This is a genomic window from Roseburia sp. AM59-24XD, from assembly GCF_003478445.1.
In the GTDB taxonomy this organism is placed as follows: domain Bacteria; phylum Bacillota; class Clostridia; order Lachnospirales; family Lachnospiraceae; genus Jutongia.
In genome coordinates this window covers 108,243-132,269 of record NZ_QUET01000006.1, presented here as the reverse complement: position 1 = coordinate 132,269, position 24,027 = coordinate 108,243, and the positions used below count along the sequence as shown (strand labels likewise).

The following is a 24,027-nucleotide window of genomic DNA, read 5'->3' as shown; positions in this document are numbered from 1 at the left end:
CTGATACTCCGAAGCTCTTTCTGGGTGCCTTCAGAAAACAGAATAATTAATTTTTTTTGATTTTTTTCGAATTTACTCTTGACAAAAGTCATTACATATCAGTTTGAGTTATCATATATTAAACAGCCGCTACTCTGGTATCGACTTGACATCCCCGTAAGATTCCTACATACTAATACAGGGATTATGATTGATAGACAGATGTCTGGAAAGGCGTGATTATTTTATGAAACACGAACATATTGCATTAGACTGTTGTGACAGTATTGAGGTACATCAGGAATTGTTAAATATAGTAAATGAAAAGTTACCGCCGGAGGAAGTGTTATACGATCTGGCAGAGCTGTTTAAGGTATTCGGTGACTCTACAAGAATCCGGATCTTATTTGTCCTTTTTGAGGCAGAGGTGTGTGTCTGTGATCTGGCTGCGGCACTGAATATGACACAGTCGGCGGTTTCCCATCAGCTTCGCATTCTGAAACAGAATAAGCTGGTTCGTAGCCGCAGAGAAGGTAAATCCGTATTTTACTCTCTTGCAGATGCCCATGTCCGGGCAATCATCAATCAGGGACTGGAGCATGTGGAGGAGGATTGATTGTCATGTCAAATGAAAAGAAGCAGGAGTCATGCAGACAGCCGATCGGTGTGTTTGATTCCGGCATGGGAGGAATCAGCGTCCTTCGCGAGCTTGTGAAGGTGATGCCTCATGAAGATTTTATATATTTCGGAGATTCGGTGAATGCCCCGTACGGTACAAGACCGACAGAGCAGATTCGTGATCTGACGATCCATCATGTGGAGTCATTGATGGCACAGGGAGCCAAGGGGGTTGTGGTTGCATGCAATACGGCAACGAGTGCGGCAGTCGCTGTGCTTCGCAAGATGTATCCGCAGCTTCCTCTGGTTGGAATTGAGCCGGCACTCAAACCGGCGGCTGTACAGAAGCCGGGTTCCAGAATTGTAGTCATGGCGACACCTATGACGATCAAGCAGGAGAAGTTCTGTAACCTGATGAAACGATATGAGGACAAGATCCGGATCGTTCCGCTGCCATGCCCCGGCTTGATGGAATTTGTAGAGCGTGGAGATCTGAACGGAGATGATTTGAGAGAATATCTGCAGAAGCTTCTGACACCGGTCATGAAGGAGCCGGTCGATGGTATTGTATTAGGTTGTACGCATTATCCGTTTGTACGGGAGATGATACAGCAGGTTGTCGGCGACAAGGTGACGATCTATGACGGAGGTTCCGGAACAGCGCGGGAGATGCGGCGCCGTCTTCAGGAAAAGGATCTTTTAAATCCCAAGCAGGAAAGGGGACAGGTCCGGTTTTACAATAGTCGTGATACAGAAGAAGAACTGGCACTTTGCCGGTCATTATTTGAAAAATAAAAACGCCCGTTCCGGTACAAAGCCGGTTCGGGCATTTTCTGTTTTGAGTAAATAATTTAGAGAAGCAGGATTTACTTTTCAGTGACGATCACACGGCAGGATGCGGTGTTGCCGTTTCGGATCGTTGCAGTGATCACTGCAATTCCGGGAGATTTGGCAACAATCTTGTTAAATGCATTTACTCTTGCAATATTGGGATCAGATGATGTGAATACAGGATCTTCGGTCGTGATGCTTGGTCGTAGTATGATTTTCACATGTTTACGGGTGTTTGGTGCCATTTTAATCTGTTTGCGATTAAAGCGGATACTGGACGCCCATGGAGTGACAGTCACTTTACAGGTAAGAGTTGTCGTGGTGCTGTTAAAAAAAAGAAAGCCTTTCTCCTTGATCTTAACGGTAATTGTGGCGTTTCCTACGTTTTCCCCGGTAAGTTTACAGCTTGTGTCAGAATCCCCGGAGTCTACAGATACAACATCGCTGTCGCTGCTCTTAAAGGACACGGTTTCATTGGTGATTCCATCAACAGTCAACTCGGTATCCTCGGATAAAAGCAGATCTGTGGAAATCATATTTAAGGAATATTTGGACACGGCTTCGGTCTTTTTGCGTTTCTTCTTGGATGCGGCAGATACGGATGCCGTATTCGCAAGAAGTGAGAACACCAGAAGCAGCATGATCCATCGGAATAAATTATGTTTATGTTTCATGGTCATCATACCTTTCTGTAAGTCTGTATGTGTCATTATACAGATAAGTTATTATACTTTATTATTGTATGATACCATCATAAACGGCATCCGTGGCAAAAACATGTCACAGAAAGAAAAAAATGCCATAATTTTTCCTTATTTTTATGATAAACTATGTATAATCACTAAGACTTCCACACGAAAGAAGGATGTGTAGCCATAATATTCCTTATGTCATGTCCGGAAAGCCAATAATAATTTTGCCTCAGGAAACAAGCTGATCCGTGAACTGAGACTAAAAAATTGACGCAGATCAGTAGGATTTCTGAAAAGTCTTTGCTTTGCAATGCTTTGATAAATGCACATCCGAACGACTGAGTCCCATGGGTGGGCTCAGCTATTTCGGACGGCACGCTCCCGCTACAACTGCACCACGCAGCGTACATAACGCCCCAAGCATAAAATAATGCAAACAGTCAGTTAAGACTTGGGGCGTAAGTACCGGCGGGTGCAAGTGCCTCTCGAAACATCTGAATCCCACCTTGGGACGAGTACGGAAGGATGTGTTTATCAAAAATCAAAGCAGCAAAGCAATTAGACTTTTCGAAATCCGTAAGTGACAAGACAATTTTTTAGTCTCAGTTCACGGATTCTGCAATGCTTTGGCAGGCAAAATTCTTTTGTTCATACGCCGACATAAGGAATATTATGTCCGGAGTTATTTTAGGGGTGAGAGAAGTCTTAGTGATTATACAATATCAAGACATTTTCGGAAGGAAGGGGAAAATATGCAATACATATTGATCGCAGATGACAATAAGGATATCACAGATATTTTAGCGGCATATGTCCGAAAGGAAGGGTATGAGCCGGTGATCGCAAAGGATGGTCTGGAAGCGGAGCGGCTTTTTGGTGAATATCAGCCGATGGCGATTCTTCTGGATGTGATGATGCCGGTGAAGGACGGCTACGAGGTTTGCCGATCGATCCGCAGGGAATCCAGTGTGCCGATCATACTGATCACGGCAAGAGGAGAGGATTATGACAAGATCATGGGACTTGATATCGGAGCGGACGATTATATTGTCAAGCCATTCAGCCCTGGAGAGGTTATGGCAAGACTCCGCGCTGTGCTGCGCCGTATTACACCGCCGGAGGAGCAGAAGCAGCAGGAGGGTGTGATCCGGATGAAGAACCTGTATATCAATCTGGAGGAGTATACCTTTAAGGTGGACGACAAGAGGATTCCTCTGACAAAGAAAGAGATCGAGACGATGTGGACACTGGCGAGCCATCCGAATAAGGTGTTTACGAGAGATAATCTGTTGGATAGTCTGTGGGGCTATGACTATTACGGGGACAGCCGGACCGTCGATTCTCATATCAAGCGACTGCGTTCAAAGTTAGACTCGGTGGAACATCCGGATTGGGGGATTAAGACCATCTGGGGAGTTGGTTATAAGTTTGAAGTAAAAGAAGCAGAGTAATGGACAAAGTGAAAAGCAGATGATTGGAAAGGCGTGGTTATTGTCATGAAGCGTTTGATTTGTATGTTTCGCAGAAATGATATTGTGATCCGTATATATCTGTCATTTATTGTGGTGCTTGCCGTGACGGTAGCACTGATCGGAATCATATTCATGAGATTGTATGAAACCAATTATATGCGTTCTTATACGAAGACGTTGAGCAGGCAGTGTTCTGTCATTGCGGGACGTGTGGGAAAGCTTGCGCAAAAGGACAGGAAGGCGCGGTTTTCCAGATATTCGGCGGATATCGATGAATTGCAGAGGGCAGATGAGATCGATGTGTGGATCGTGAGCAATGAAAAGGCAGCAAATCCGCTGACACCGGATTACACCAATGCGGACACGGAAAGTCTGACCGATGAAATGTATGATGTACTGGATAAGGCGTTTCGGGGACAAACAGCTCACAGCTCTAATTTTGATAAAGTGTATGGTATGGTGATCCTGCGGATTGCAACGCCGATCTATGTCGATGAAAATGACAAAGAAGCGGCAGGAGCAGTAATGATGGTCAGTATGCTTGACCGGCAGCAGATGGGTGTCAGTCAGGGAAAGTATCTTCTGACATTGAGCGCATTGCTGGCAATGCTGATATCCTGCATTATTGCACTGGGCGCATCCCAATATCTGTCCCGGCCGATCGCACGGATAAGAAAGGACATTCAGCGGTTGGTGGATGGTGATTACAGTGACCGGAACACTGTGCGCCGGGATACTCAGCTCGGGCAGCTGGAGTCGGCGCTGGATGAGCTTGCAGGACGTCTGCGCCAGATCAATGAGGAGCGGGAGAATCTGGATCATGTGCGCCAGGATTTCTTTGCCAATGTTTCACATGAACTTCGGACACCGATCACGGTAATGCGCGGCTATTCGGAGGCATTAGCCGATGGTGTGGTTGCCGGAGAGGAGCAGGAGCAGGAATACTATCAGAGAATAGTACAGGAATGTCAGGGGATGGAACGTCTGGTAGGAGATCTGTTCATTTTATCGAAAATGCAGAATCCCGATTTTAAGATTGAGAAAGAGCCGATCAGCATGATTCAGATATTCAGTGATGTGGTGAGACATGGTCGTATTCTTGGAAAGGACAAGGGTATTGAATTTGTTGTAGATATGCCGGAGAACGAGCCGTGTCTGATCATGGGAGACTATGACAGGCTGCGTCAGATGTTTCTGATTATTGTGGACAATGCTGTGAAATTTTCAGAGAAAAATGGAAGGATTGAAATTTTTCTGATGCGAAAGGAGCAGAAAGAAAGTGTACAGCTTTTTGTACAGATCAAAGATCATGGCATTGGCATCCCCGAGGAACAGCTTCCGTATATCTTTGAAAAATTTTATACCTCAAAGCTACGGCAGAATCAGAACGGAACAGGACTTGGTCTGATGATCGCCAAGCAGATCGCCAAAAGACATGACGGCGATATTTCGGTGGAAAGCACACCGGGAGAAGGAACCACATTTTCCTTTGTATTTACGGAGTGTTCCGTGGAGGATGCAGAGGCACAGAGTATGTAAAGAAATGTTGTTGACAGCAATGAAAAAGAACCTGACTTTTGAGCTATTTTATAGTACTCAGAAATCAGGTTCTTTTAGGATAGAATTGGTTGTTTTTATGTTACAGGCATTTTGCCATTGTCTTTAAAGTTATATCAATATCTTCTTTCGTGTGAGCCAGAGAAATAAACATTGCCTCAAACTGTGCCGGTGCAATATAAATACCGTGTGCGAGCATCTTGTTGCAGTATGCAGCGTAGGCACTGACATCCGATGTCTTAGCACTGGCATAATCGGTAACCGGTGACTGTGTAAAGAAAATACTTCCGATAGAACCGACATGATTTACCTGCCATGGAAGCTCCTTCTGGCGGAGAAGCTCTTTGATCTGTCCGAAAAAGAGGTCAGACTTTTCATTTAATTCGGTATAATATTCCGGATGATCTTTTAAAAGAGTAAGCTGTGTGATGCCGGCAGCCATGGCAACCGGATTGCCGCTTAAGGTTCCTGCCTGATAGACATTTCCGACCGGAGCAACCTGCTCCATGATGTCTCGTCTGCCGCCGTAGGCACCGACCGGCATGCCGGCACCGATAATCTTGCCGAAGGTAGTCAGGTCAGGAGTGACGCCGTAATAACCCTGTGCGCCGGAGAGAGAAAGACGAAAACCGGTGATTACTTCATCGAAGACAGAACGCTTCCGTATGCATTGCAGATTTCACGCAGTGACTGCAAAAAAACTTCCTTTGGAGGAACTACACCCATGTTGGCACCGACCGGTTCCACGATAATGGCAGCAATTTCTTCGCCGCATTGCTCAAACAATGTACGCACACTGTCCACATCATTGTACTCCGCGGTCAGCGTATCTTTTGTAACAGAAGCAGGAACACCCGAACTGTCAGGGACGCCGGCGGTCATTACACCGGAGCCTGCTTTGACCAAAAGACCATCAGAATGTCCATGATAGCATCCGGTGAATTTGACAATCTTATCCCTGCCGGTGTAACCTCTGGCGGTGCGGATTGCACTCATGACTGCCTCGGTGCCGGAATTGACCATGCGCACCATATCGATGGATGGGACGATATCACAGATCAGCTTTGCCATGGTGACTTCCGGACGGGTGGCAGCACCGAAGCTTAAGCCGAGACGGCACGCGTCAAGCACAGCTTCTAAAACGGCAGGATGGTTGTGACCAAGGATCATCGGTCCCCAGGAACCGATATAATCAATATAACAGTTGCCATCCTCATCCCACATATATGCCTTGTCCGCTTTTGTGATAAAGCGTGGTGTGCTTCCGATGGAACCGAATGCCCGAACCGGAGAATTGACTCCGCCCGGGATATATTTAACGGCTTCGTTAAAAAGTGCTTCTGATTGTGTCATGCTAATGCCTCCTTATATTTCTACTTCAAAAAAGATATATTGCTCATGTACGGATGAAGAGATCTCATCGGGATAGGTATTTCCAACCGTGATAGATCCGTTATATGTATCGACAAAGGTTTTGAGAAGATCAAGTCCCAGACCGTGTCCGACCTGATTTCTTTTGGTGGTATAGCGTGTGGCAAAAATATCATGGACAAATGACGGGGTCGCCAGGGGACCGGGATTTGCAACATTAATGAAGAACGGATTTCCGGAATCGGAACGTTTTCCGAGAGTCACATAGATGGTATCGTTTTCGGCGGATGCCTCCAATGCATTATCGATCAAAATGCCGACGATGTCAACGATCTCGGTGTCGGTACAGGGACTTTCGTAATGGTAATCATCGACGGTGACAATGAGATTTTTTCCGGAGGATGCAGCCTCGTGAAATTTACAGTACAGCAGACTGGCTAACAGTTTATTTTCGATATGCAGAAAAGAATACGATTCATTATCAATGATATTTTCTTCGAAATTAGAATAGCTTTTCAGTGCATGGCTGAGTGAATCGTAATCGTGATACGAGTCGGCAAGATGCACCAGAGAAGCAATCTGGTTATTGTATAAATGCTGCTGTTTGTGGATATTTTGGATCATATCATTCAGGATCGGCATATAGGTTTCATAGTCGCGGATCGCCTGCTTGCGCCGCTGGTCTGAAAGACTCTGCATAATGATCAGAACGCCGAGAAAAAAGAAGAAGGCGATCGAGGTAACGGTCGGCAGCAAAAGACCAAGCGACACATCGTTATATTTCAGACTCATTACGGAGATTATGATCATGACAAGGACAACGATAAGCGAGGTCGAGTAGGAGATATTCGCCAGAGACTGTACCCATTTTCGGACAGGAAGAAAATAAAGCACAGGAATCAGAAGCAGTGCACCCAGAAAGACGATCGACAGGGAGATGGGATCATTGTATCCATTGGCGTCCAAAGGAACATGCAGAATGGTAAAAAGTAAAATAAAGATGCACTGGCAGAGTGTTTCGATCAGATACCCGCAGATAACGATGTTAAAGCACTGGCTGAGAGTTTTGGAGGTGTTTAGATACAGCAGCAGGCAGTAAAGGCTCAGGATCAGTGAGAGTCCGATGGCCACCCAGTCATTGTCGTAACGTTGAATGATGATCGACGTAAAGTACATGACGATGAAGCTGATGCCGGTTGTGAGCGGATGTTTCTTCAGTTCAGCAATTTCATCGGACAGATATGCTATACAGAAAGCATACGCACCGATCTGAAAAATATTTGAAATAAAGTATGGAATTAATGCTGCCAATGTGATACCTCCATTACTGATGCTCCGTGTAGTCTCAGTTATTTGATGTGAAAATCCTTTCCGTAAGGAATATCGTCATCAAGACCACGCAGATGCAGTGTTTTTGTTCTTGGGTTGACCGACTGGATATATTTCTTGTTGACAAGAAAAGATTTATGGCACCGCTCAAAGGAGCCGGACAGAATATCATTCAGAGATTTCATTGTATACTGTCTTGAGGTGATCTCACCGTGCTTTGTCATAAAATGCATATTGCGCCCAAATGCCTGAATATAATAAATCTCATCGGTGTCAAGCTTCATATAAATTCCGTCAGCCGTTTTGAATCGGATGGAATCGTTTGTCCTCAGGATCTGATCCAGCTGGTGGAATACATCCTCCTGTTGAAAAGGTTTTAAAAGATAGGCATAGCAGTGAAGATGATTTAATGCCTCATAAACATAGTCAGGAAAGTTGGTTGTAAAGATGACAGGTGTGTCCTTATAAGCGGACTTTTCCGATAGGAATTTCGCAAAGGATAAACCATCGGTATTTTCGACGTTATCATCCAGTGCGATATCAATAAAAAACGCCGTGTAATGTACAGCTTCGTCAATTTTCTTGAGTGCCATATTTAAATTGGTGCGTATGTGTAATCGATCCGGATCGGATAATTTTCAATCATTTTAATTAGTGCTTCTGCAAAAGCAGGATTGTCTTCCAATATGAAAACAGAAGGGTTCATTGTCAGTTCCTTTCAAGTGTCTAATTTTAGTAATATGATATATTTTAGACGAAAAAAGAGTCGAAATACGTCATTTCTATTTGTAAAGCATTGTACCACTTAGTGGACAGATAAGGCAAATTGTTTTTTTCATAACCAAAATGGTATATTTCATGACAAAACGCTGGAAAAATGAAAAAAGTCGTGATAATATGAGGGCAAATAGGGTGGCAATAGAAATAAAAAGCGAATTGGGTATGAAAATGTCGAAATATTTTCTGAGGGAGTAGGAAGTGTTTTAGACGACATAGAGAATCCTTTTATATGACCGTGAGGAAGGATTCCAAACCGCAGCGGGAAGAACCACAGAATAATTTAGTTTATTCTGTGGTTCTTCTTTTTTATGGTATAGGAAAATGCTGGTTTTGCCCTTTTGGTGGGAGATTTTTGGGACAGTGCGGTGTGACGGTGAGTATGGATGTGCATCGGCAGTGCTCCGGGGATGATTGCGCCGCAGAACAAAAAATGCTATATTACTTATGATTCTAAGACAGATCAATATGATACAAATGAGGTGGAACATGGACATTACAATGGTTGGCATTGATTATACAGATGCCGGTTTAGATATACGCGGGAAATTCAGCTATACCAAGAGGGAGCAGGAGAAGACGATCACGGCACTCAGGAAGAAGGAAGGAATTTCAGGCTGCATTCTGTTATCCACCTGTAACCGGACGGAGCTTGTACTGTCGCGGACAAGGGAATGGGAGCGGGAGGAAAGGTCTCTTTTCTGTGAACTGAAGGGGCAGAGTGTGGAAGAGTATGGTTCATATCTGCATCTGCGCCGTGGAATGGATGCGGTGAAGGATCTGTTTGCGCTGGCGGGCGGTTTAAAGTCGCAGATCCTTGGCGAGGATCAGATTCTGACACAGATGAAGGATGCGGCAGATTTTTCGAGAAAATTCTTTGGAACAGATAAGATCTTAGAAACGTTGTTTCGCATGGCAGTCACAGCAGGCAAGGAGATCAAAACGAACATTAACCTGCCCTCGTCCAATCGTTCCGCTCCGCTTGCGGCGATATCCGGTCTGGAGCAAAAGGGAGCCGCGTTTAAAGGAGAACGTTGTCTTGTTATCGGAAATGGTGCGATGGGAAAACTGACGGCACAGCTTTTGTTGGACCGTGGTGCAGATGTTACCGTGACGATCCGGCGGTACCGCAGCGGGATTGTGGATGTGCCGGTGGAGGCAGCAAGGATTGATTATTCGAAGCGTTATGAAAAGCTCCGGAATGCCGCTATGTTTTTTCGGCAACGGCAAGTCCAAACACAACAATCACGGCGGATAAACTGGATGCGTGTGCGCTGCAGGAGAATACGGTTTTCGTAGATCTGGCGGTGCCAAGAGATATTGAGGAGGCTGTCGGCGGAATGGACGGCGTAACTCTTTATGATATTGATGATTTCGGGGTTGAGCTTCCGGAGGAGACGAAGCAGTCGTTAGCACAGGCAAGACAGCTGCTGGAGGCAAAGGCAGCAGAGTTTGAAAGCTGGTATGATGCCAGGGATGTGGTGCCGATGCTTCTTACGATCAGCGGACAGGCATCGGAGGATGTGATCGCGCGGATCGACAAAAAGCTGCGAAAGTCGGTGCCGGAGCAGCAGGATGCCGTGGAGGATATGGTGAGTACAGCGGTTCAAAAGGTGGTTAATAAGCTGATGTTTGCGGTGCGGGATTCTGTGGATGTGTCCACTTTCAGAGAGTGTGTTGATGCGATGCGGGAGCTTTACGAGGAAGAGACGGAACGATAGAAGCATTTATGGATAGAGGAGAATGAGAGTGATGAGAACCATACGGATCGGAAGCAGGGAGAGCAGGCTGGCAGTGGTTCAGTCTGAGCTGGTGCAGAAATATCTGGAGAGTCAGGGAGTGCAGGCGCCGATCGTAACGATGAAGACGACGGGGGATAAGATACTGGACCGGACATTGGATCAGGTGGGTGGCAAGGGCTTGTTTGTCAAGGAGCTGGACGCCGCACTTCTCGACGGTAGAAGTGATATCTCGGTTCACAGCCTGAAGGATGTGCCGGTGGAGATAAATTCAAAGCTTCCACTGATCGGCTTTTCAAAGCGGGAGGATCCACGGGATGTGCTTGTCCTTCCAATGGGAAGGATACGTTAGATCCTAAGCTGCCGATCGGCTGTTCGAGCCGGAGACGTGTGCTGCAGGCGAAGGAGCTGTATCCGGACATGACGTTTCAGAGTGTGCGCGGCAATGTGCAGACAAGGCTTCAAAAGCTGGATCGTGGGGAGTACAGTGCGTTGATCCTTGCGGCAGCAGGTCTGAAAAGACTGGGGCTATCTGAGCGGATCTCACGATATTTTACAACGGAGGAGATCATACCGTGCGCCGGACAGGGGATTCTTGCCTTACAGGGACGGGCGGACATGGATTGTGCAGTATTCCGCGGCTATGTGAATGAAGAGTCGGAATGCATCGTAAAATGTGAACGGAGCTTTATCCGTGGTGTTGGCGGTGAGTGCTCTTCGCCGGTGGCAGCCTTTGCGCAGATCATGCAGGGAGAGCTTACTCTGCGTGGAATGTACAGCGCTGGAACCGGGGAGGATGGATATGTGACCGGTGTGATGACAGGAAGCGTGGATGAGCCGGAAAAGCTGGGGGAAAAGCTTGCCTGTGAGCTTATGCGTAACTTTAAGGAGCGTTTCCGAAAGTAAAGAGAGAGTCGGAGATAAAGCAATTGTCCGAAGAAAAGCAGGAGGAATCAGAATGGAACAGGGAAAGGTTTGGCTGGTGGGAGCCGGTCCGGGAGATGCAGAGCTGTTGACACAGAAGGCGGTGCGTGTGCTTCAGGAGGCAGATGTGATCGTTTATGATGCATTGGTGGGACAGGCGATCCTTGCGAAGCTTCCGGAGGAGGCGGACAAGATCTATGTGGGAAAGCGTTCTTCCCATCATGCCATGCCACAGGAGGAGATCAGCCGGTGTCTTGTCAGGCTTGCAAAGCAGGGGAAGAACGTAGTCCGCTTAAAGGGAGGTGACCCTTTTTTGTTTGGCAGAGGCGGCGAGGAGATTGAGGAGCTGATCCGCGGTGGCATTGATTATGAGGTGGTGCCGGGAGTTACATCGGCACTGGCGGTTCCGGCATACAATGGCATTCCGGTGACGCACAGGGATTACTGCTCCTCTCTGCATATTATTACCGGGCATAAACGACAGGGGCAGCCGCTTCGGTTGGATTATGAGGCACTTTGCCGGATGAATGGAACGCTTGTCTTTTTGATGGGGGTGGCAGCAGCACCGGAAATCTGCCGGGGACTTATTGACGCCGGAATGGATCCGCAGATGCCGGCAGCTCTCCTGTCACAGGGGACAACGGCAGGACAGAGACGTCTTGTGTCCAACGTGTCTGAACTGCCGCAGAGAATGCAGGAGGAGAAGCTCCCGACACCGGCAATCCTGGTGATCGGAAAGGTCTGTGCGCTGGCGGAGGAGTTTGCGTGGCTCGAAAAGCTTCCGTTAGCAGGGACAAAGGTGGTTTTGACCAGACCGAGACAACGGATGGAACGGCTCTCAAAACGTTTTCGTGCTCTGGGTGCAGAGGTGCTTGAGCTGCCATCGATCCGGATCTGCCCGATTTCGGAGACAGATAGACTGCAGGCGGCACTCGAGCAGATCGAACAGTATGGCTGGCTTGTTTTTACAAGTCCGTCCGGGATAGATGTGTTTTTTGAACGGTGTCTGGAATATCATTTTGATATACGAAGATTATCAGCGATTAAGATCGCAGTGATTGGCTCCGGGACGGCAAGACAGCTTGAGCAGCACGGGCTCTATCCGGATCTGATCCCACAGGAAGAATATTCTGCCGCGGCGTTAGGCGATGCGCTGGCAAAGCAGGCGGGAGCTGCGGAAAAGATACTGATCGCCAGAGCGGAGGCAGGTTCTCCGGATCTTCTTGCAAGGCTGCAGAAGGATTTCATTCATCCGGTGGACGATATCGCGATCTACCGGACGGAGGCGGTGGATCGTGAATCGGAGAATGCAGGATTTGATCTTACTGCTATGGAGACACTTGCGGAGGATGAGCGTGCGGTGTTTGTATTTACAAGTGCTTCGACTGTGCGGGGAACCGTAGAGAAGATGACTCCGGATGTCCGTGCCCGGATGCGGGTGGTCTGCATCGGAGAGCGCACGGAAGAAGAAGCACGCCGGTATGGGATCGCGGCACAGGTGGCAGAGCAGGCGGACGAGGATTCGCTGGTGGAAGCGGTGGTTTTTATGGATCAGATGCAGATTCATAAGGGCAGACCGGAAAATGAAACCGGAAGGACAGAAACAGAGATTCATGTGTCAATACCTCCAACCTGAGACTCGGATAAAGGATGTGCCGGAAAAATTTGTGCCGGCAACCGGTCATAGCTTTCAAACGGTGCATATTGCAAAATAAATTTTTCTCCAGAGCATCATTGTATAGAGGAATAGGTTTGTGCTATAATAACTGCAAAATACGGATGCTTCGTATCTGTTGTGCGTTGCGCTGTAAGGTTTTACCATAATTAAACAGAGATGATATGTCCGGCACACAGACGGTCTCTGACAATTACAACAACGTGTGCAGAAATGAGGATGAAAATGGATATTGTATGTTTGGACTTAGAGGGAGTATTAGTACCGGAGATCTGGATCGCATTTGCAGAGGCAAGTGGGATTCCTGAACTGAAAAGAACAACGAGAGATGAGCCGGATTACGATAAGCTGATGACATGGCGTCTGGGCATTCTCAAGGAGCATGGTCTTGGACTCAAGGAGATTCAGGAGACGATCGCAAAGATCGATCCGATCCCCGGCGCAAAGGAGTTTTTGGACGAGCTTCGTTCCATCACACAGGTGATTATTATCAGCGATACCTTCACACAGTTTGCAAGTCCGCTGATGAAGAAGCTGGGTTGGCCGACAATTTTCTGTAATTCTCTGGAGGTTGCTCCGGACGGAGAGATCACCGGCTTTAAGATGCGCTGCGAGAAGTCAAAGTACACAACCGTAAAGGCACTGCAGTCCATCGGATATGATACGATCGCCAGCGGTGACAGCCACAATGACCTTGGCATGATCGAGGCAAGTAAGGCCGGTTTCCTGTTTAAGAGTACCGATCAGATCAAGGCAGATCATCCGGAGCTCCCGGCATATGAGACATATGATGAGCTGCTTGCTGCGATCAAGAAAGCACTCGGATAAGGAAGTATAAAGGCTGTAGGATAAGGAGTGTGCATTGGCAGATCTGTCGGTGTACGCTTCTTTTTTTGTGACCTTTTTATGGTGTTCATAATGACGAAAATGTTGTATACTGATAGAGAATGATCAGGAGAAAGGAACTTGGCGTATGAGATATGATGTGATAATAATTGGGGCTGGTCCGGGAGGCATTTTTGCGGCATATGAGCTGATGAAAAAGAAGCCGGATTTAAAGTTGGCTGTATTTGAGGAGGGATATTCTCTCGAAAAAAGAAAATGTCCGATCGACGGCAAAAAGATCAAGAGCTGTGTAGGCTGTAAGCACTGCTCGATCATGTGCGGCTTTGGTGGAGCCGGGGCATTTTCGGACGGAAAATATAACATTACCAACGATTTTGGAGGCACGTTGTATGAGTACATTGGCAAGGAGCAGGCAGTGGAGCTGATGCAGTATGTGGACGAGATCAATATGGAGAACGGCGGAGAGGGAACGCAGCTTTATTCCACCGCAGGAACGAAGTTCAAAAAGCTTTGTCTGCAGAACAAGCTGAATCTTCTGGATGCATCGGTTCGCCATCTGGGAACGGATATCAACTACATCGTGCTTGGCAACCTGTACAAGAAGATGAAGGATCATATGGACTTCTATTTTGATACACCGGTCGAGACGATTCAGGAGATTGACGGCGGCTATCGGATCGTCTGCGAGAACAAGGAAAGCTACGACTGTAATAAATGTATCGTGTCGGTTGGGCGAAGCGGAAGCAAATGGATGGAAAGGGTCTGCGGGGAGCTTGGCATTCCAACGAAATCGAATCGTGTGGATATCGGTGTGCGTGTGGAGCTTCCGGCTGTTATTTTCTCACATCTGACAGATGAATTATATGAAAGCAAGATCGTTTACCGTACCGAGAAGTTTGAGGATCGTGTGCGCACCTTCTGTATGAATCCAAACGGTATCGTGGTCAATGAAAATACCAACGGGATCATTACGGTCAATGGTCACAGCTATGAAGGCAACGAGATGAAAACAGACAATACGAACTTTGCGCTTCTGGTGGCAAAGCATTTTTCAGAACCGTTTAAGGACAGCAACGGCTACGGCGAGAGTATCGCGAGACTTTCCAATATGCTGGGCGGCGGTGTGATCGTGCAGCGCTTTGGTGATCTGGTCCGTGGAAGGAGAAGTACCGAGAAGCGTATCAATGAGAATCTGGTAACACCGACACTTTCCGCAACACCGGGCGATTTAAGTCTTGTCCTGCCGAAGCGTATCATGGATGGAATCATCGAGATGATCTATGCATTGGATAAGGTTGCTCCGGGTACCGCCAATGACGACACGCTGTTATATGGTGTGGAGGTCAAGTTCTACAACATGGAGGTAGAGCTGGATCAAAACCTTGAGAGCTGTCATAGGGGACTTTATGTGATCGGTGACGGCAGCGGCGTGACACATTCTCTGTCACATGCATCGGCAAGCGGTGTGTATGTGGCAAGACACATTATCGGTGAGAAATCAGCAGACAACATAGCGTAAGGGGAGAAATGATCATGAGTATGGTTATTAATCTGAAAACGGCAAAACGATGTGCATTTTGCAAATACTGGTACGATCCGACGAACAGTGCGATCGAGCCGAAGAATCCACGGTCTAATACCTGGAAATTTGACGATCACTGTAAGAAAATGTGCCTGAAAAAGAATTATGAAATAAATTCGACTGCCTTCTGCAATAAGTATGAATGTAAGATCGAGCTGCAGTAAAGAAAATCTGCCGGCCGGAGAAAGGAATGTTGATTTAACATGACACTAAAGCATATCAGGATATTTGTGACAGTTTATCAGGAGGAGAGCATTACGCGGGCGGCGGAGAAGCTTCATATGACGCAGCCGGCGACAAGCCTTGCGATCCGCGAGATGGAGGAATATTATCACACAAAGCTTTTTGAGCGAAGCGGGCGTGGAATCCGTGTGACGTCTGCGGGAACAAGGCTTTATCCGAGTGCGGCAAGGCTTTTGTCCCTGTATGATGAGATGGATGCTGAAATGAAAAACTGGGACACCTCAGGAAGACTTCGGATCGGTTCCAGTATCAGTATCGGTTCCTGCATTCTGCCGCAGTTGATCAACCGCTTTTCCAAGAAGTATCCGGAGCTGGAGCTTTACGTTAAGGTCGACAGCTCGGATGTGATCGAGCAGAATATATTGGAGAATCATCTGGACTTTGCGCTGATCGAGGGTTCAGTGCATTCGGAGAAGCTTAACTCCTCTGTGTTTCTGGATGATGAGCTTGTGCCGGTCTGCAGTCGTTTTCATCCGCTTGCCGGTGCCGAGGATATCGAGCTTGACAGTCTTAAGAAAGAACATTTCCTGATGCGTGAGCCAAACAGTGGTACGCGTCAGCTTGCGGATTCCAGCTTTGCGCTGAAGAACTTTCAGATCAAGCCGACCTGGGAGAGCACCAGTACCGCGGCACTGATCAATGCGGTTTCGATCGGGCTTGGGATTTCGATCCTGCCGAAACGAATGCTGGAGAAGCAACTCCGCATGCATCAGATCGCTTCGTTCACGATCCGCGATCTGGATCTGAAGCGTCATTATTCGTTGATCTATCATGAAAATAAATTTGTTTCACCGACGATGCAGGAGTTTTTTGACATGCTTGAGGACATAAAAGGATGACAGAGAGAAACGGAGAATAACATGAAGAAATTATATTTTACGAGACATGGACAGACCTCTGGAATGTGGAAAATAAGATCTGCGGTGCCACGGATATTGCGCTGACGCCGCTGGGACATGAACAGGCGGTGGCTGCCGGCAAAATGATCCGAGAGGGCGGCTATGCAATTGATGAGATTCTTTATTCGCCGCTGATGCGTGCAGCAGAAACCGCCCGCCATATCAGCGAGGAAACAGGAATCCCGATGCGCGAGGAGCCGCGTTTGAAGGAGCAGAATTTCGGAATATATGAGGGGACTGCCCGAAATGGCGAGGAATTTCGCCGGGCAAAGGCATGTTTTATCAATCATTTTGGTAGTGGGGAGTCAATGCTTCAGATGGCACAGAGGATCTACAATCTGCTGGATGAGATTAAGCACGATCCGTCGGGCAGGACTTATCTTCTGGTGGCGCATAACGGTATTGCAAGAATTGTGCAGTCCTATTTTCGGGAAATGACCAATGAGGAATTTGCGGCATTCGGAATCGACAACTGTTCCCTGCTGGAATTTGATCTTTGTACGGAAGAAGAACAGACAATATATACGATCACCCGGATCGAGGAGGCTGATTTTGGCTGTGAGGGACGACCGGAGGGCTATGTTCCGATGGTGAAGGTCTATCTTAAGGATGAGCAGGGGATGGAACGGGTTCTTGAGATGGAGGACGCCATGATGTATCAGCGGAAGCTTGACGAGGGAGCAAGGGTAGTGATCGGCAGCGATAAAACGCTGCATGCGACAGAGAAAGGAAGATGAGATATGTTTTATGTGCCGGATGGAACCACACGCTGTGGTTATTATGAATGTAAAAGCTGTGGAAATCGTTTTCTTGACATTAAGATCGGACCGGTTCTTGTGTGCCCGTATTGTGGAGAAGAGCCGGATATGGAGATCGGACCGGACGAAGAAATGCCACAGATCAGTGAGGATGCAAAGCTGGTGAAGATGCTTGAGGGAGAGGAAGAAATCGAGAAGTATGATCAGCTCCTGAGTCTGGCGGTCACCGGTGGAGATTATAACTGGATATAACGCCTTCGTAAGGGGAAGGAAATCCTTGCGGCAGGGTCAGATCCGTGCTATCATGATGTGTATATGAAAGCGTTTTAAGGAAAAGAATCATTTATATGATGCAAGGGTCAAATACCTTTTGAACCCATTATCATTTACATATGATACAGAATCGAATCGTGTCAGGAGACACAGGCTGACGATACGGAACTGAAAGGAGGAAGAATTATGGAAAATGCACAGAATCAGGATTTTTCGCTGCTTTCGCAGTCGGAAATTGATACATTGATCGAATTTATCAGTGACAAGAGAGAGACGGTTGACAGCTCTGTTCTCAATCAGGCGAGCATTGACAAGCTGTTGGAGATGCTTCGTTTTAACGATGGCAGAGCTAAGAACGAGGAGATCCTAACGATTGGCGAGGTATCGGGGGCACTTGCAGAACTCGTAACGGTGCGTCAGGGTGAGGATGTCTGTGTGCTTGAGTGTTCGGTGGATCCGGACAATGATTTTGTCCGTCTGGAGGTGGTCAATGACCGGACGAAGGAACGGATGACGATCACACCGGATATGTTCAATCAGGGAGACGGTGAGCTCTGGGGACACTGCATTGCGCCGCTTGTGCTTCACCGCATGGCGAGAGCGTTGAACGTCAAGTATACCTCAGAGACATATGAGACAATGTGCAGACGCTATGCCAGGTATATTTACGGCGACGAGTCGCGCAAACTTCCGTTTTTGTTTATGCCGGGCAACCGGGAGAATATCGCGAATATATTATAAAGCGCGATTTTTTGAGGAGATTGCCGGTATTTTGTAAGCTGGGATTTTCCGAAAAGTACTACTGATATTTTGTGGATTAAATTGGATGGTACTGAGCCGGAGGCGGGTTATTTCCCGTGTTCCGGCTCATTTTTTGTGCTATTTACGGACTCCTTCTTTTTGGCACGGGCGGACAAAACGCCGCCGATGCGTCCGTTTTCGCGGCTGGTCAGGGATTTCCAGCCTGAGGCTACGATCTTGTCAAAGTAGCCAAGCTCGTTTGCAATCTCCCATTTGGTCTGTTCCTCGCGGGGCAGAAGACGGACATCGTCCATTGTCTTGATTTCCGGTTTTTCTTTTTTGATCATGTGGATCACCATACCTTTCCGAATGCCTGTGAATCCGGGGGTGCGCAGGCATGAAATCGTTATCCGGGATAAATCCGGATTGTTATCATCATAAGTGTTCCCGTATGGGTTTTTGATAAAACATATTGATTTACATATGGATTCATAAATAATTTGGAATATGTTATTGCTTTTTTGCTTCGGGGAGCATATACTATGCCTAAATCAATCGATTGAAATAAAGAAATGGAGGAAATCACAGATGAAAAATAAATTAATCGCATTATTGTTAACAACCGTTGTGGCAGCAGGGACGGTGCTTACCGGCTGCAGCGGACAAAATAAAGAGACTGCTTCTAAGGATGCAAAGGAGATAACGATCACAAATGTTTCGTACGATCCGACCAGAGAGTTTTATGCAGCATATGATGAGCTGTTCCAGAAGCACTGGCAGAAGGAGAAAGGACAGACCGTTAAGGTTACCGCATCTCACGGCGGCTCCGGTTCCCAGGCACGTTCCGTGATCGAGGGCAACGAGGCGGATGTTGTGACGCTGGCACTGGCACATGATATCACGGCAATTCAGGACGCCGGTCTGATCGAGGACGGCTGGATGGATGAGTTTGACAAAGACAGTTCACCGTATACTTCAACAATTGTTTTTCTGGTGCGTAAGGGCAACGATAAGGATATTCATGACTGGAACGATCTGGTCAGAACCGGTGTGGACGTGATCACGCCGAATCCGAAGACCTCAGGTGGTGCATGCTGGAATTTCCTGGCAGCATGGGCGTATGCCAGAGAGCAGTTTGACAACGATGAGGAACAGATCAAGAAGTTTATGAAGAAGCTGTATCAGAATGTGCTGGTACTGGATTCCGGAGCCAGAGGAGCAACCTCTACATTTGTAGAAAAAGGTCAGGGCGATGTTCTGATTGCCTGGGAGAACGAAGCATATCTGTCGATGGAAGAGTATCCGGACGACTATGAGATCGTGACGCCAAGCATCAGTATTCTGGCGCAGCCATCCGTGGCAGTCGTGGATTCTGTGGCAAAGAAGCGCGGAACCGAGGAGGTTGCCAGGGAGTATCTGAACTATCTGTATTCCGACGATGCACAGCGTCTTGCCGGGGAGAATTATTATCGTCCATCGAATGAGAAGATCTTAAAGGAGTTTTCGGATCAGTTTAATTTGGACATGAATCTGGTAACCATTGATGATTTTGGCGGCTGGGATCAGGCATTCAAGAACTATTTTGATGATGGTGCCGTGTTCGATCAGATTTACAGTGAATAAATCATGGGAACGGGGGAACGAAAATGCAGGGAATCATAAAAAAGAAAAATCCCCATGGGGTCCGGGTAATACCGGGATTTGGTTTGACGCTTGGTGTGACATTGTCAATGCTTAGCTGTCTGGTGTTGATCCCGCTCGCTTCCATTATCTGGTCAGCCGGCAAATTAAGCCCGGCACAGTTTTTTGCGGTGGTAACTTCGAAGCAGGTAATGTCCGGTTATGCGGTCAGTCTTTCCTGCGCACTGACAGCGGCGTTGATCAATGTGGTGTTCGGTGTGATCCTCGCATGGGTGTTAGTGCGCTACGAGTTTCCGGGCAAGAGACTGCTGGACGGAATGATCGAGCTTCCCTTTGCGCTGCCGACAGCGGTAGCAGGCATCTCGCTGACAACATTATATTCCGATCAGGGCTGGGTAGGAGCGTTGTTTGCCAAGGCGGGGATCAAGATTGCTTATACCCGTGCCGGAATTACGATCGCGATGATCTTTATCGGTATTCCGTTTGTTGTGCGCAGCGTGCAGCCGGTGCTTGTCAAGCTTGACCGAAGCTGCGAGGAGGCAGCGCAGATGCTTGGAGCCGGTAGAACAAGAACCTTCTTCAAAGTTATACTGCCGGAGCTTTTTCCGGCGGCGTTAGCAGGTTTTGGGCTTGCTCTTGCAAGAGGGATCGGAGAATACGGAAGTGTTGTTTTTATTGCGGGAAATATTCCGTATAAGACACAGATCGCACCGCTTCTTATTATGTCGAAGTTAGAGCAGTATAAGTATAATGATGCGACGGCAATTGCTGTGGTACTTTTGATCCTTTCGTTTGTGATCATGCTGCTGATCAATTCTGTTCAGGTGTATATGCAGCGCTTTCAGGGGGGAGCAGAGAATGGCGGTTCTCTGAAAAAGGTGGTCGAAGCCTATGATAAGGACAGCCACAGTGCCGTGAAATGGGGACTGATCGGGACAGCCGTTTTATTTATGGCGGTGATGATGGTTCTGCCTTTGATCCTTGTGGTAACAAGTGCGTTAAAAGATGGCTGGAATGCCTATCTTCAGGCGGTGCTTGACGAGTACACGATCAAGGCGCTTCGTCTGACCGTGCTTGCGACCGTGTCAGCCGTGGTGGTCAATACGATCTTTGGCATCTTTGCTTCCCTTCTGATTTCGAAATATTATTTCCGTGGCAGACAGGTGCTTGCGACACTGATCGATATTCCTTTTTCCATCTCACCGGTCATCGCCGGTCTGGTGTTCAGCCTGACCTTCGGCAATCTGGGATGGATGGGAGGATTTTTGCAGGCGCATGATATCAAGATTGTATTTGCGGTGCCGGGTGTCATTCTGGCAACGATATTTGTAACCTTTCCGTTTGTATTCCGGGAGGTGCTTCCGGTCTTACAGAGTCAGGGGACAGACGAGGAGGAAGCGGCGGCACTGATGGGTGCCGGTAAATGGAGAATCTTTTCAAGGATCACATTTCCTCATATGAAATGGGCGCTGTTATACGGCATCGTTCTGTGTACAGCAAGAGCAATGGGAGAGTTTGGCGCAGTTTCCGTAATTTCCGGTCATCTGCGTGGCGTTACGAATACTCTGCCGCTGCATGTGGAGATTCTTTACAATGAGTTTAATACAACGGCGGCATTTGCAGTATCTTCGCTTCTTGTGATCATGGCGGTCGTGATCCTTGTGATCCGCACCCTGATCGTGGAGATAAGCGGTAAAAATGCATCCGAAGCAGTGTAAGAGGGCTGTCGGAGAAAGGAAAAAGGGATAAATTATGTATGTAGAAATGAAAGATATCAATAAAACCTTTGACGGCTTTCATGCGTCAAGAGATGTGTCCTTCGGCATAGAAAAAGGTCATCTGGCGGCTCTGCTCGGTCCGAGTGGCAGCGGTAAGACAACGATTCTCCGCATGATCGCCGGACTGGACCGTCCGGATGACGGAGATATTCTGGTAGAGGGGAAACGGATCAATGAGATTCCGGGAAGCCGGCGGGGGATCGGCTTCGTATTTCAGAATTATGCGCTGTTTCGTTATATGACTGTGGAGAAGAATATTGCGTTTGGACTGGAGATCCAGAAAAAGAGCAAAAAGGAGATCAAAGAGCGGGTGGATGAGCTTTTGGAGCTGACCTCGATGAAGGATCTTGGAAAAAGATATCCGCACCAGCTGTCCGGTGGTCAACGACAGAGAGTTGCCTTTGCAAGAGCACTGGCACCGAACCCGCATCTGCTTCTGTTGGATGAGCCGTTTGCGGCGATCGATGCAAAGGTGCGGCGGGAGCTTAGAAACTGGCTGAAGGAAATGATCGGTCAGGTCGGTGTGACGAGCATATTTGTGACGCATGACCAGGAGGAAGCGATGGAGGTGGCAGACACGATCATTGTCACCAACGAGGGTAGAGTTGAGCAGATCGGCACACCGGAGGAGATCTGTCTGCATCCGGCAACGGCGTTTGTGGATGAATTTATAGATTCTGCACGCTATGAGGCGTTGATGGCGGCAAAGTAGGACTTGAAGAAATGGCAAAAATCCTGTACAGTATAGAGTGAGATTCTAAAAGAAAAATGATGACTGCAATCCGAAGCATGCAGTATTTTGGAAAGGAAAGGACATAGTCATGAGAGAATTATCACTTTATAATACATTATCGAAGAAGGTGGAGCCGTTCCACTCGATCGAAGAGGGCAAGGTGAAGATGTACACTTGTGGACCGACCGTATATCATTTCGCCCACATCGGTAATCTCCGCAGCTATATGATGGAGGATGTTCTGGAGAAGTATCTGGGATATGCGGGATATGATGTGAAGCGTTGTATGAACATTACGGATGTCGGACATCTGACGAGCGATGCAGATACCGGAGAGGATAAGATGCTTGCCGGTGCAAAGCGTGAGCACAAGTCCGTTATGGAGATTGCAGAGTTCTACCGCAAGGCATTTTTCGCAGATTGCGAGAAGTTAAATATCAAGATTCCGGAGATTGTAGAGCCTGCAACCAACTGTATTCCGGAATTTATCCATATGATCGAGGTGCTGTTGGAGAAGGAATATGCATATGTCGCAGGCGGCAATGTTTATTTCGATACCAGTAAGCTTAAAGAGTACTATGTTCTTTCCGGTCAGAATGAGGAGAATCTTCAGGTTGGCGTGCGTGATGACGTTGAGGAGGATGAGAACAAGCGCAATAAGACAGACTTTGTTCTCTGGTTTACCAAGTCTAAGTTCGAGGATCAGGAGCTGAAATGGGACAGTCCATGGGGTGTTGGCTATCCGGGCTGGCATATTGAGTGCTCCTGCATCAGCATGAAGCATTTGGGCGAATATCTGGATATTCACTGCGGTGGAGTGGACAATATCTTTCCACATCACACCAATGAGATCGCGCAGAGTGAGTCTTATCTGGGACACAAGTGGTGTAACTACTGGTTCCATGTACAGCATCTGAATGACAAGTCCGGCAAGATGAGTAAGTCCAAGGGCGAGTTTTTGACGGTTTCTCTTCTGGAGGAGAAGGGTTACAACCCTCTGGTATACCGTTTCTTCTGTCTTCAGTCACATTACCGCAAGCCTCTTTTGTTCACATACGATGTGTTAGATAATTCCAAGGTGGCATACGAGAAGCTTCGCAAGCGTGTGGCAGCACTGTCGAAGGATGGTGAGCCGGATCTGACGGCAGCAGCATCTTATCAGGATGCATTTGCAGAGGCAATGGGAAGCGATATCAATACCTCTCAGGCACTGACGGTATTGTATGATGTTTTAAAGGCAGATATCAGCGATGCAACGAAGCGTTATCTGGTTGAGGATTTCGATAAGGTATTCTCTCTTGATCTGACCGTAGAGGAGGAAGAGAATCAGGCGGACGATGCACTTGCAGCATTTGTTGAGGAGAAGATCGCCGAGCGTCAGACAGCCAGAAAGGAAAAGGATTTTGCAAAGGCGGATGCGATTCGTCAGGAGCTTCTGGACAAGGGGATTGCGATCAAGGATACCCGTGAGGGAACCGTATGGAGCCTGGTGTAAATAGAACAAGGGTCATTCCCTATGATTAATAAAACGGAGATTTCTTCCGGGCGAAAGCCCGGGAGAAATCTCCG

At 47.5% G+C, this 24,027-nt stretch carries 22 protein-coding genes and 4 pseudogenes; 21 read left to right on the top strand and 5 right to left on the bottom strand.

The features are described from left to right. Positions 1-226 precede the first annotated feature (226 nt). Complete coding sequence (locus DXA20_RS04350) at positions 227-595, top strand: ArsR/SmtB family transcription factor (RefSeq protein WP_022305094.1); 369 nt, start codon at positions 227-229, stop codon at positions 593-595. 5 nt (positions 596-600) lie between these two features. Further along, positions 601-1,392, top strand: a complete 792-nt coding sequence (murI, locus tag DXA20_RS04345) for a glutamate racemase (protein ID WP_118559440.1) — start codon at positions 601-603, stop codon at positions 1,390-1,392. Between the two features lie 71 nt (positions 1,393-1,463). On the opposite strand, the gene DXA20_RS04340 is transcribed toward murI, so the two are convergent. Then, positions 1,464-2,102 carry an Ig-like domain-containing protein gene (locus DXA20_RS04340; RefSeq protein ID WP_118559439.1) on the bottom strand — a complete coding sequence of 213 codons (639 nt, stop codon included), beginning with the start codon at positions 2,100-2,102 and terminating at the stop codon, positions 1,464-1,466. A gap of 770 nt (positions 2,103-2,872) precedes the next feature. Between DXA20_RS04340 and DXA20_RS04335 the strand changes: the two genes are divergently transcribed. Together DXA20_RS04335 and DXA20_RS04330 are read left to right on the top strand one after the other, a co-directional pair. Next, positions 2,873-3,571, top strand: coding sequence for a response regulator transcription factor (locus DXA20_RS04335; protein ID WP_022306043.1), 699 nt, complete (start codon positions 2,873-2,875; stop codon positions 3,569-3,571). A 45-nt stretch (positions 3,572-3,616) separates the two neighbouring features. Next, positions 3,617-5,131: a sensor histidine kinase gene (locus tag DXA20_RS04330; RefSeq protein ID WP_118559438.1), complete on the top strand. Its 1,515-nt coding sequence runs from the start codon at positions 3,617-3,619 to the stop codon at positions 5,129-5,131. Positions 5,132-5,231: 100 nt separating this feature from the next. On the opposite strand, the pseudogene hemL reads toward DXA20_RS04330, so the two are convergent. The 3 genes and pseudogenes from hemL to DXA20_RS04315 all read right to left on the bottom strand — a co-directional run bounded on the left by hemL (position 5,232) and on the right by DXA20_RS04315 (position 8,442). Next, a pseudogene (gene hemL / locus DXA20_RS18310) lies at positions 5,232-6,502 on the bottom strand (glutamate-1-semialdehyde 2,1-aminomutase). Between the two features lie 12 nt (positions 6,503-6,514). Further along, positions 6,515-7,831 (bottom strand): sensor histidine kinase, encoded by a 1,317-nt coding sequence (locus tag DXA20_RS04320; RefSeq protein WP_118559437.1) that lies wholly within the window; start codon positions 7,829-7,831, stop codon positions 6,515-6,517. A 38-nt stretch (positions 7,832-7,869) separates the two neighbouring features. Further along, the gene (locus tag DXA20_RS04315) at positions 7,870-8,442 is read right to left on the bottom strand and encodes a LytR/AlgR family response regulator transcription factor (protein WP_118559436.1); all 573 of its coding nucleotides are present in this window, start codon (positions 8,440-8,442) and stop codon (positions 7,870-7,872) included. A 673-nt stretch (positions 8,443-9,115) separates the two neighbouring features. Between DXA20_RS04315 and DXA20_RS04305 the strand changes: the two genes are divergently transcribed. The 12 genes and pseudogenes from DXA20_RS04305 to DXA20_RS04260 all read left to right on the top strand — a co-directional run bounded on the left by DXA20_RS04305 (position 9,116) and on the right by DXA20_RS04260 (position 18,306). Further along, the gene (locus DXA20_RS04305; protein WP_158577130.1) at positions 9,116-9,925 is read left to right on the top strand and encodes an NAD(P)-dependent oxidoreductase; all 810 of its coding nucleotides are present in this window, start codon (positions 9,116-9,118) and stop codon (positions 9,923-9,925) included. Next, on the top strand, positions 9,871-10,347 hold the full coding sequence (locus DXA20_RS04300) for a hypothetical protein (protein ID WP_442969683.1): 477 nt from the start codon (positions 9,871-9,873) through the stop codon (positions 10,345-10,347). Before DXA20_RS04305 ends, DXA20_RS04300 begins: the two co-directional genes overlap by 55 nt. A 31-nt stretch (positions 10,348-10,378) precedes the next feature. Further along, positions 10,379-10,717 (top strand): hypothetical protein, encoded by a 339-nt coding sequence (locus tag DXA20_RS18590; protein ID WP_330420626.1) that lies wholly within the window; start codon positions 10,379-10,381, stop codon positions 10,715-10,717. A gap of 38 nt (positions 10,718-10,755) precedes the next feature. Beyond that, positions 10,756-11,271 carry a hypothetical protein gene (locus DXA20_RS18585; RefSeq protein ID WP_330420625.1) on the top strand — a complete coding sequence of 172 codons (516 nt, stop codon included), beginning with the start codon at positions 10,756-10,758 and terminating at the stop codon, positions 11,269-11,271. A gap of 52 nt (positions 11,272-11,323) precedes the next feature. Then, on the top strand, positions 11,324-12,925 hold the full coding sequence (gene cobA / locus DXA20_RS16360) for a uroporphyrinogen-III C-methyltransferase (RefSeq protein ID WP_199877049.1): 1,602 nt from the start codon (positions 11,324-11,326) through the stop codon (positions 12,923-12,925). A gap of 264 nt (positions 12,926-13,189) precedes the next feature. Then, entirely contained in the window at positions 13,190-13,792 is a 603-nt protein-coding gene (gene thrH, locus DXA20_RS04290; RefSeq protein WP_022306034.1) for a bifunctional phosphoserine phosphatase/homoserine phosphotransferase ThrH, read from the top strand. A 145-nt stretch (positions 13,793-13,937) separates the two neighbouring features. After that, complete coding sequence (locus tag DXA20_RS04285) at positions 13,938-15,329, top strand: NAD(P)/FAD-dependent oxidoreductase (RefSeq protein ID WP_118559432.1); 1,392 nt, start codon at positions 13,938-13,940, stop codon at positions 15,327-15,329. Between the two features lie 14 nt (positions 15,330-15,343). Then, positions 15,344-15,556, top strand: coding sequence for a hypothetical protein (locus DXA20_RS04280; RefSeq protein WP_147403693.1), 213 nt, complete (start codon positions 15,344-15,346; stop codon positions 15,554-15,556). A 39-nt stretch (positions 15,557-15,595) separates the two neighbouring features. Continuing rightward, positions 15,596-16,474, top strand: a complete 879-nt coding sequence (locus DXA20_RS04275) for a LysR family transcriptional regulator (RefSeq protein WP_118559430.1) — start codon at positions 15,596-15,598, stop codon at positions 16,472-16,474. 21 nt (positions 16,475-16,495) lie between these two features. Beyond that, positions 16,496-17,028 (top strand): annotated as a pseudogene (locus DXA20_RS04270) (histidine phosphatase family protein); the annotation flags it as partial. Positions 17,029-17,274: 246 nt separating this feature from the next. Continuing rightward, positions 17,275-17,544, top strand: a complete 270-nt coding sequence (locus tag DXA20_RS04265) for an FYDLN acid domain-containing protein (protein WP_022306029.1) — start codon at positions 17,275-17,277, stop codon at positions 17,542-17,544. A gap of 207 nt (positions 17,545-17,751) precedes the next feature. Continuing rightward, entirely contained in the window at positions 17,752-18,306 is a 555-nt protein-coding gene (locus DXA20_RS04260) for a hypothetical protein (protein WP_118559429.1), read from the top strand. Between the two features lie 107 nt (positions 18,307-18,413). Here DXA20_RS04260 and DXA20_RS04255 read toward each other — a convergent pair whose 3' ends face one another. Beyond that, positions 18,414-18,653, bottom strand: a complete 240-nt coding sequence (locus DXA20_RS04255; protein ID WP_118559428.1) for a small, acid-soluble spore protein, alpha/beta type — start codon at positions 18,651-18,653, stop codon at positions 18,414-18,416. Positions 18,654-18,894: 241 nt separating this feature from the next. Here DXA20_RS04255 and DXA20_RS04250 point away from each other — a divergent pair, with 241 nt between their 5' ends. From DXA20_RS04250 to cysS, 5 genes and pseudogenes are all read left to right on the top strand, one after another. Then, the gene (locus DXA20_RS04250; protein WP_118559427.1) at positions 18,895-19,929 is read left to right on the top strand and encodes a sulfate ABC transporter substrate-binding protein; all 1,035 of its coding nucleotides are present in this window, start codon (positions 18,895-18,897) and stop codon (positions 19,927-19,929) included. Between the two features lie 23 nt (positions 19,930-19,952). Next, positions 19,953-20,786, top strand: a pseudogene (cysT, locus tag DXA20_RS18300) (sulfate ABC transporter permease subunit CysT); the annotation flags it as partial. Further along, entirely contained in the window at positions 20,778-21,665 is an 888-nt protein-coding gene (gene cysW, locus DXA20_RS18295; protein ID WP_118559448.1) for a sulfate ABC transporter permease subunit CysW, read from the top strand. The pseudogene cysT and the gene cysW, both read left to right, overlap by 9 nt. Before the next feature lie 34 nt (positions 21,666-21,699). Continuing rightward, a pseudogene (locus DXA20_RS04240) lies at positions 21,700-22,404 on the top strand (sulfate/molybdate ABC transporter ATP-binding protein); the annotation flags it as partial. Between the two features lie 142 nt (positions 22,405-22,546). Further along, positions 22,547-23,953: a cysteine--tRNA ligase gene (cysS, locus tag DXA20_RS04235; RefSeq protein ID WP_118559426.1), complete on the top strand. Its 1,407-nt coding sequence runs from the start codon at positions 22,547-22,549 to the stop codon at positions 23,951-23,953. Positions 23,954-24,027 lie beyond the last annotated feature (74 nt).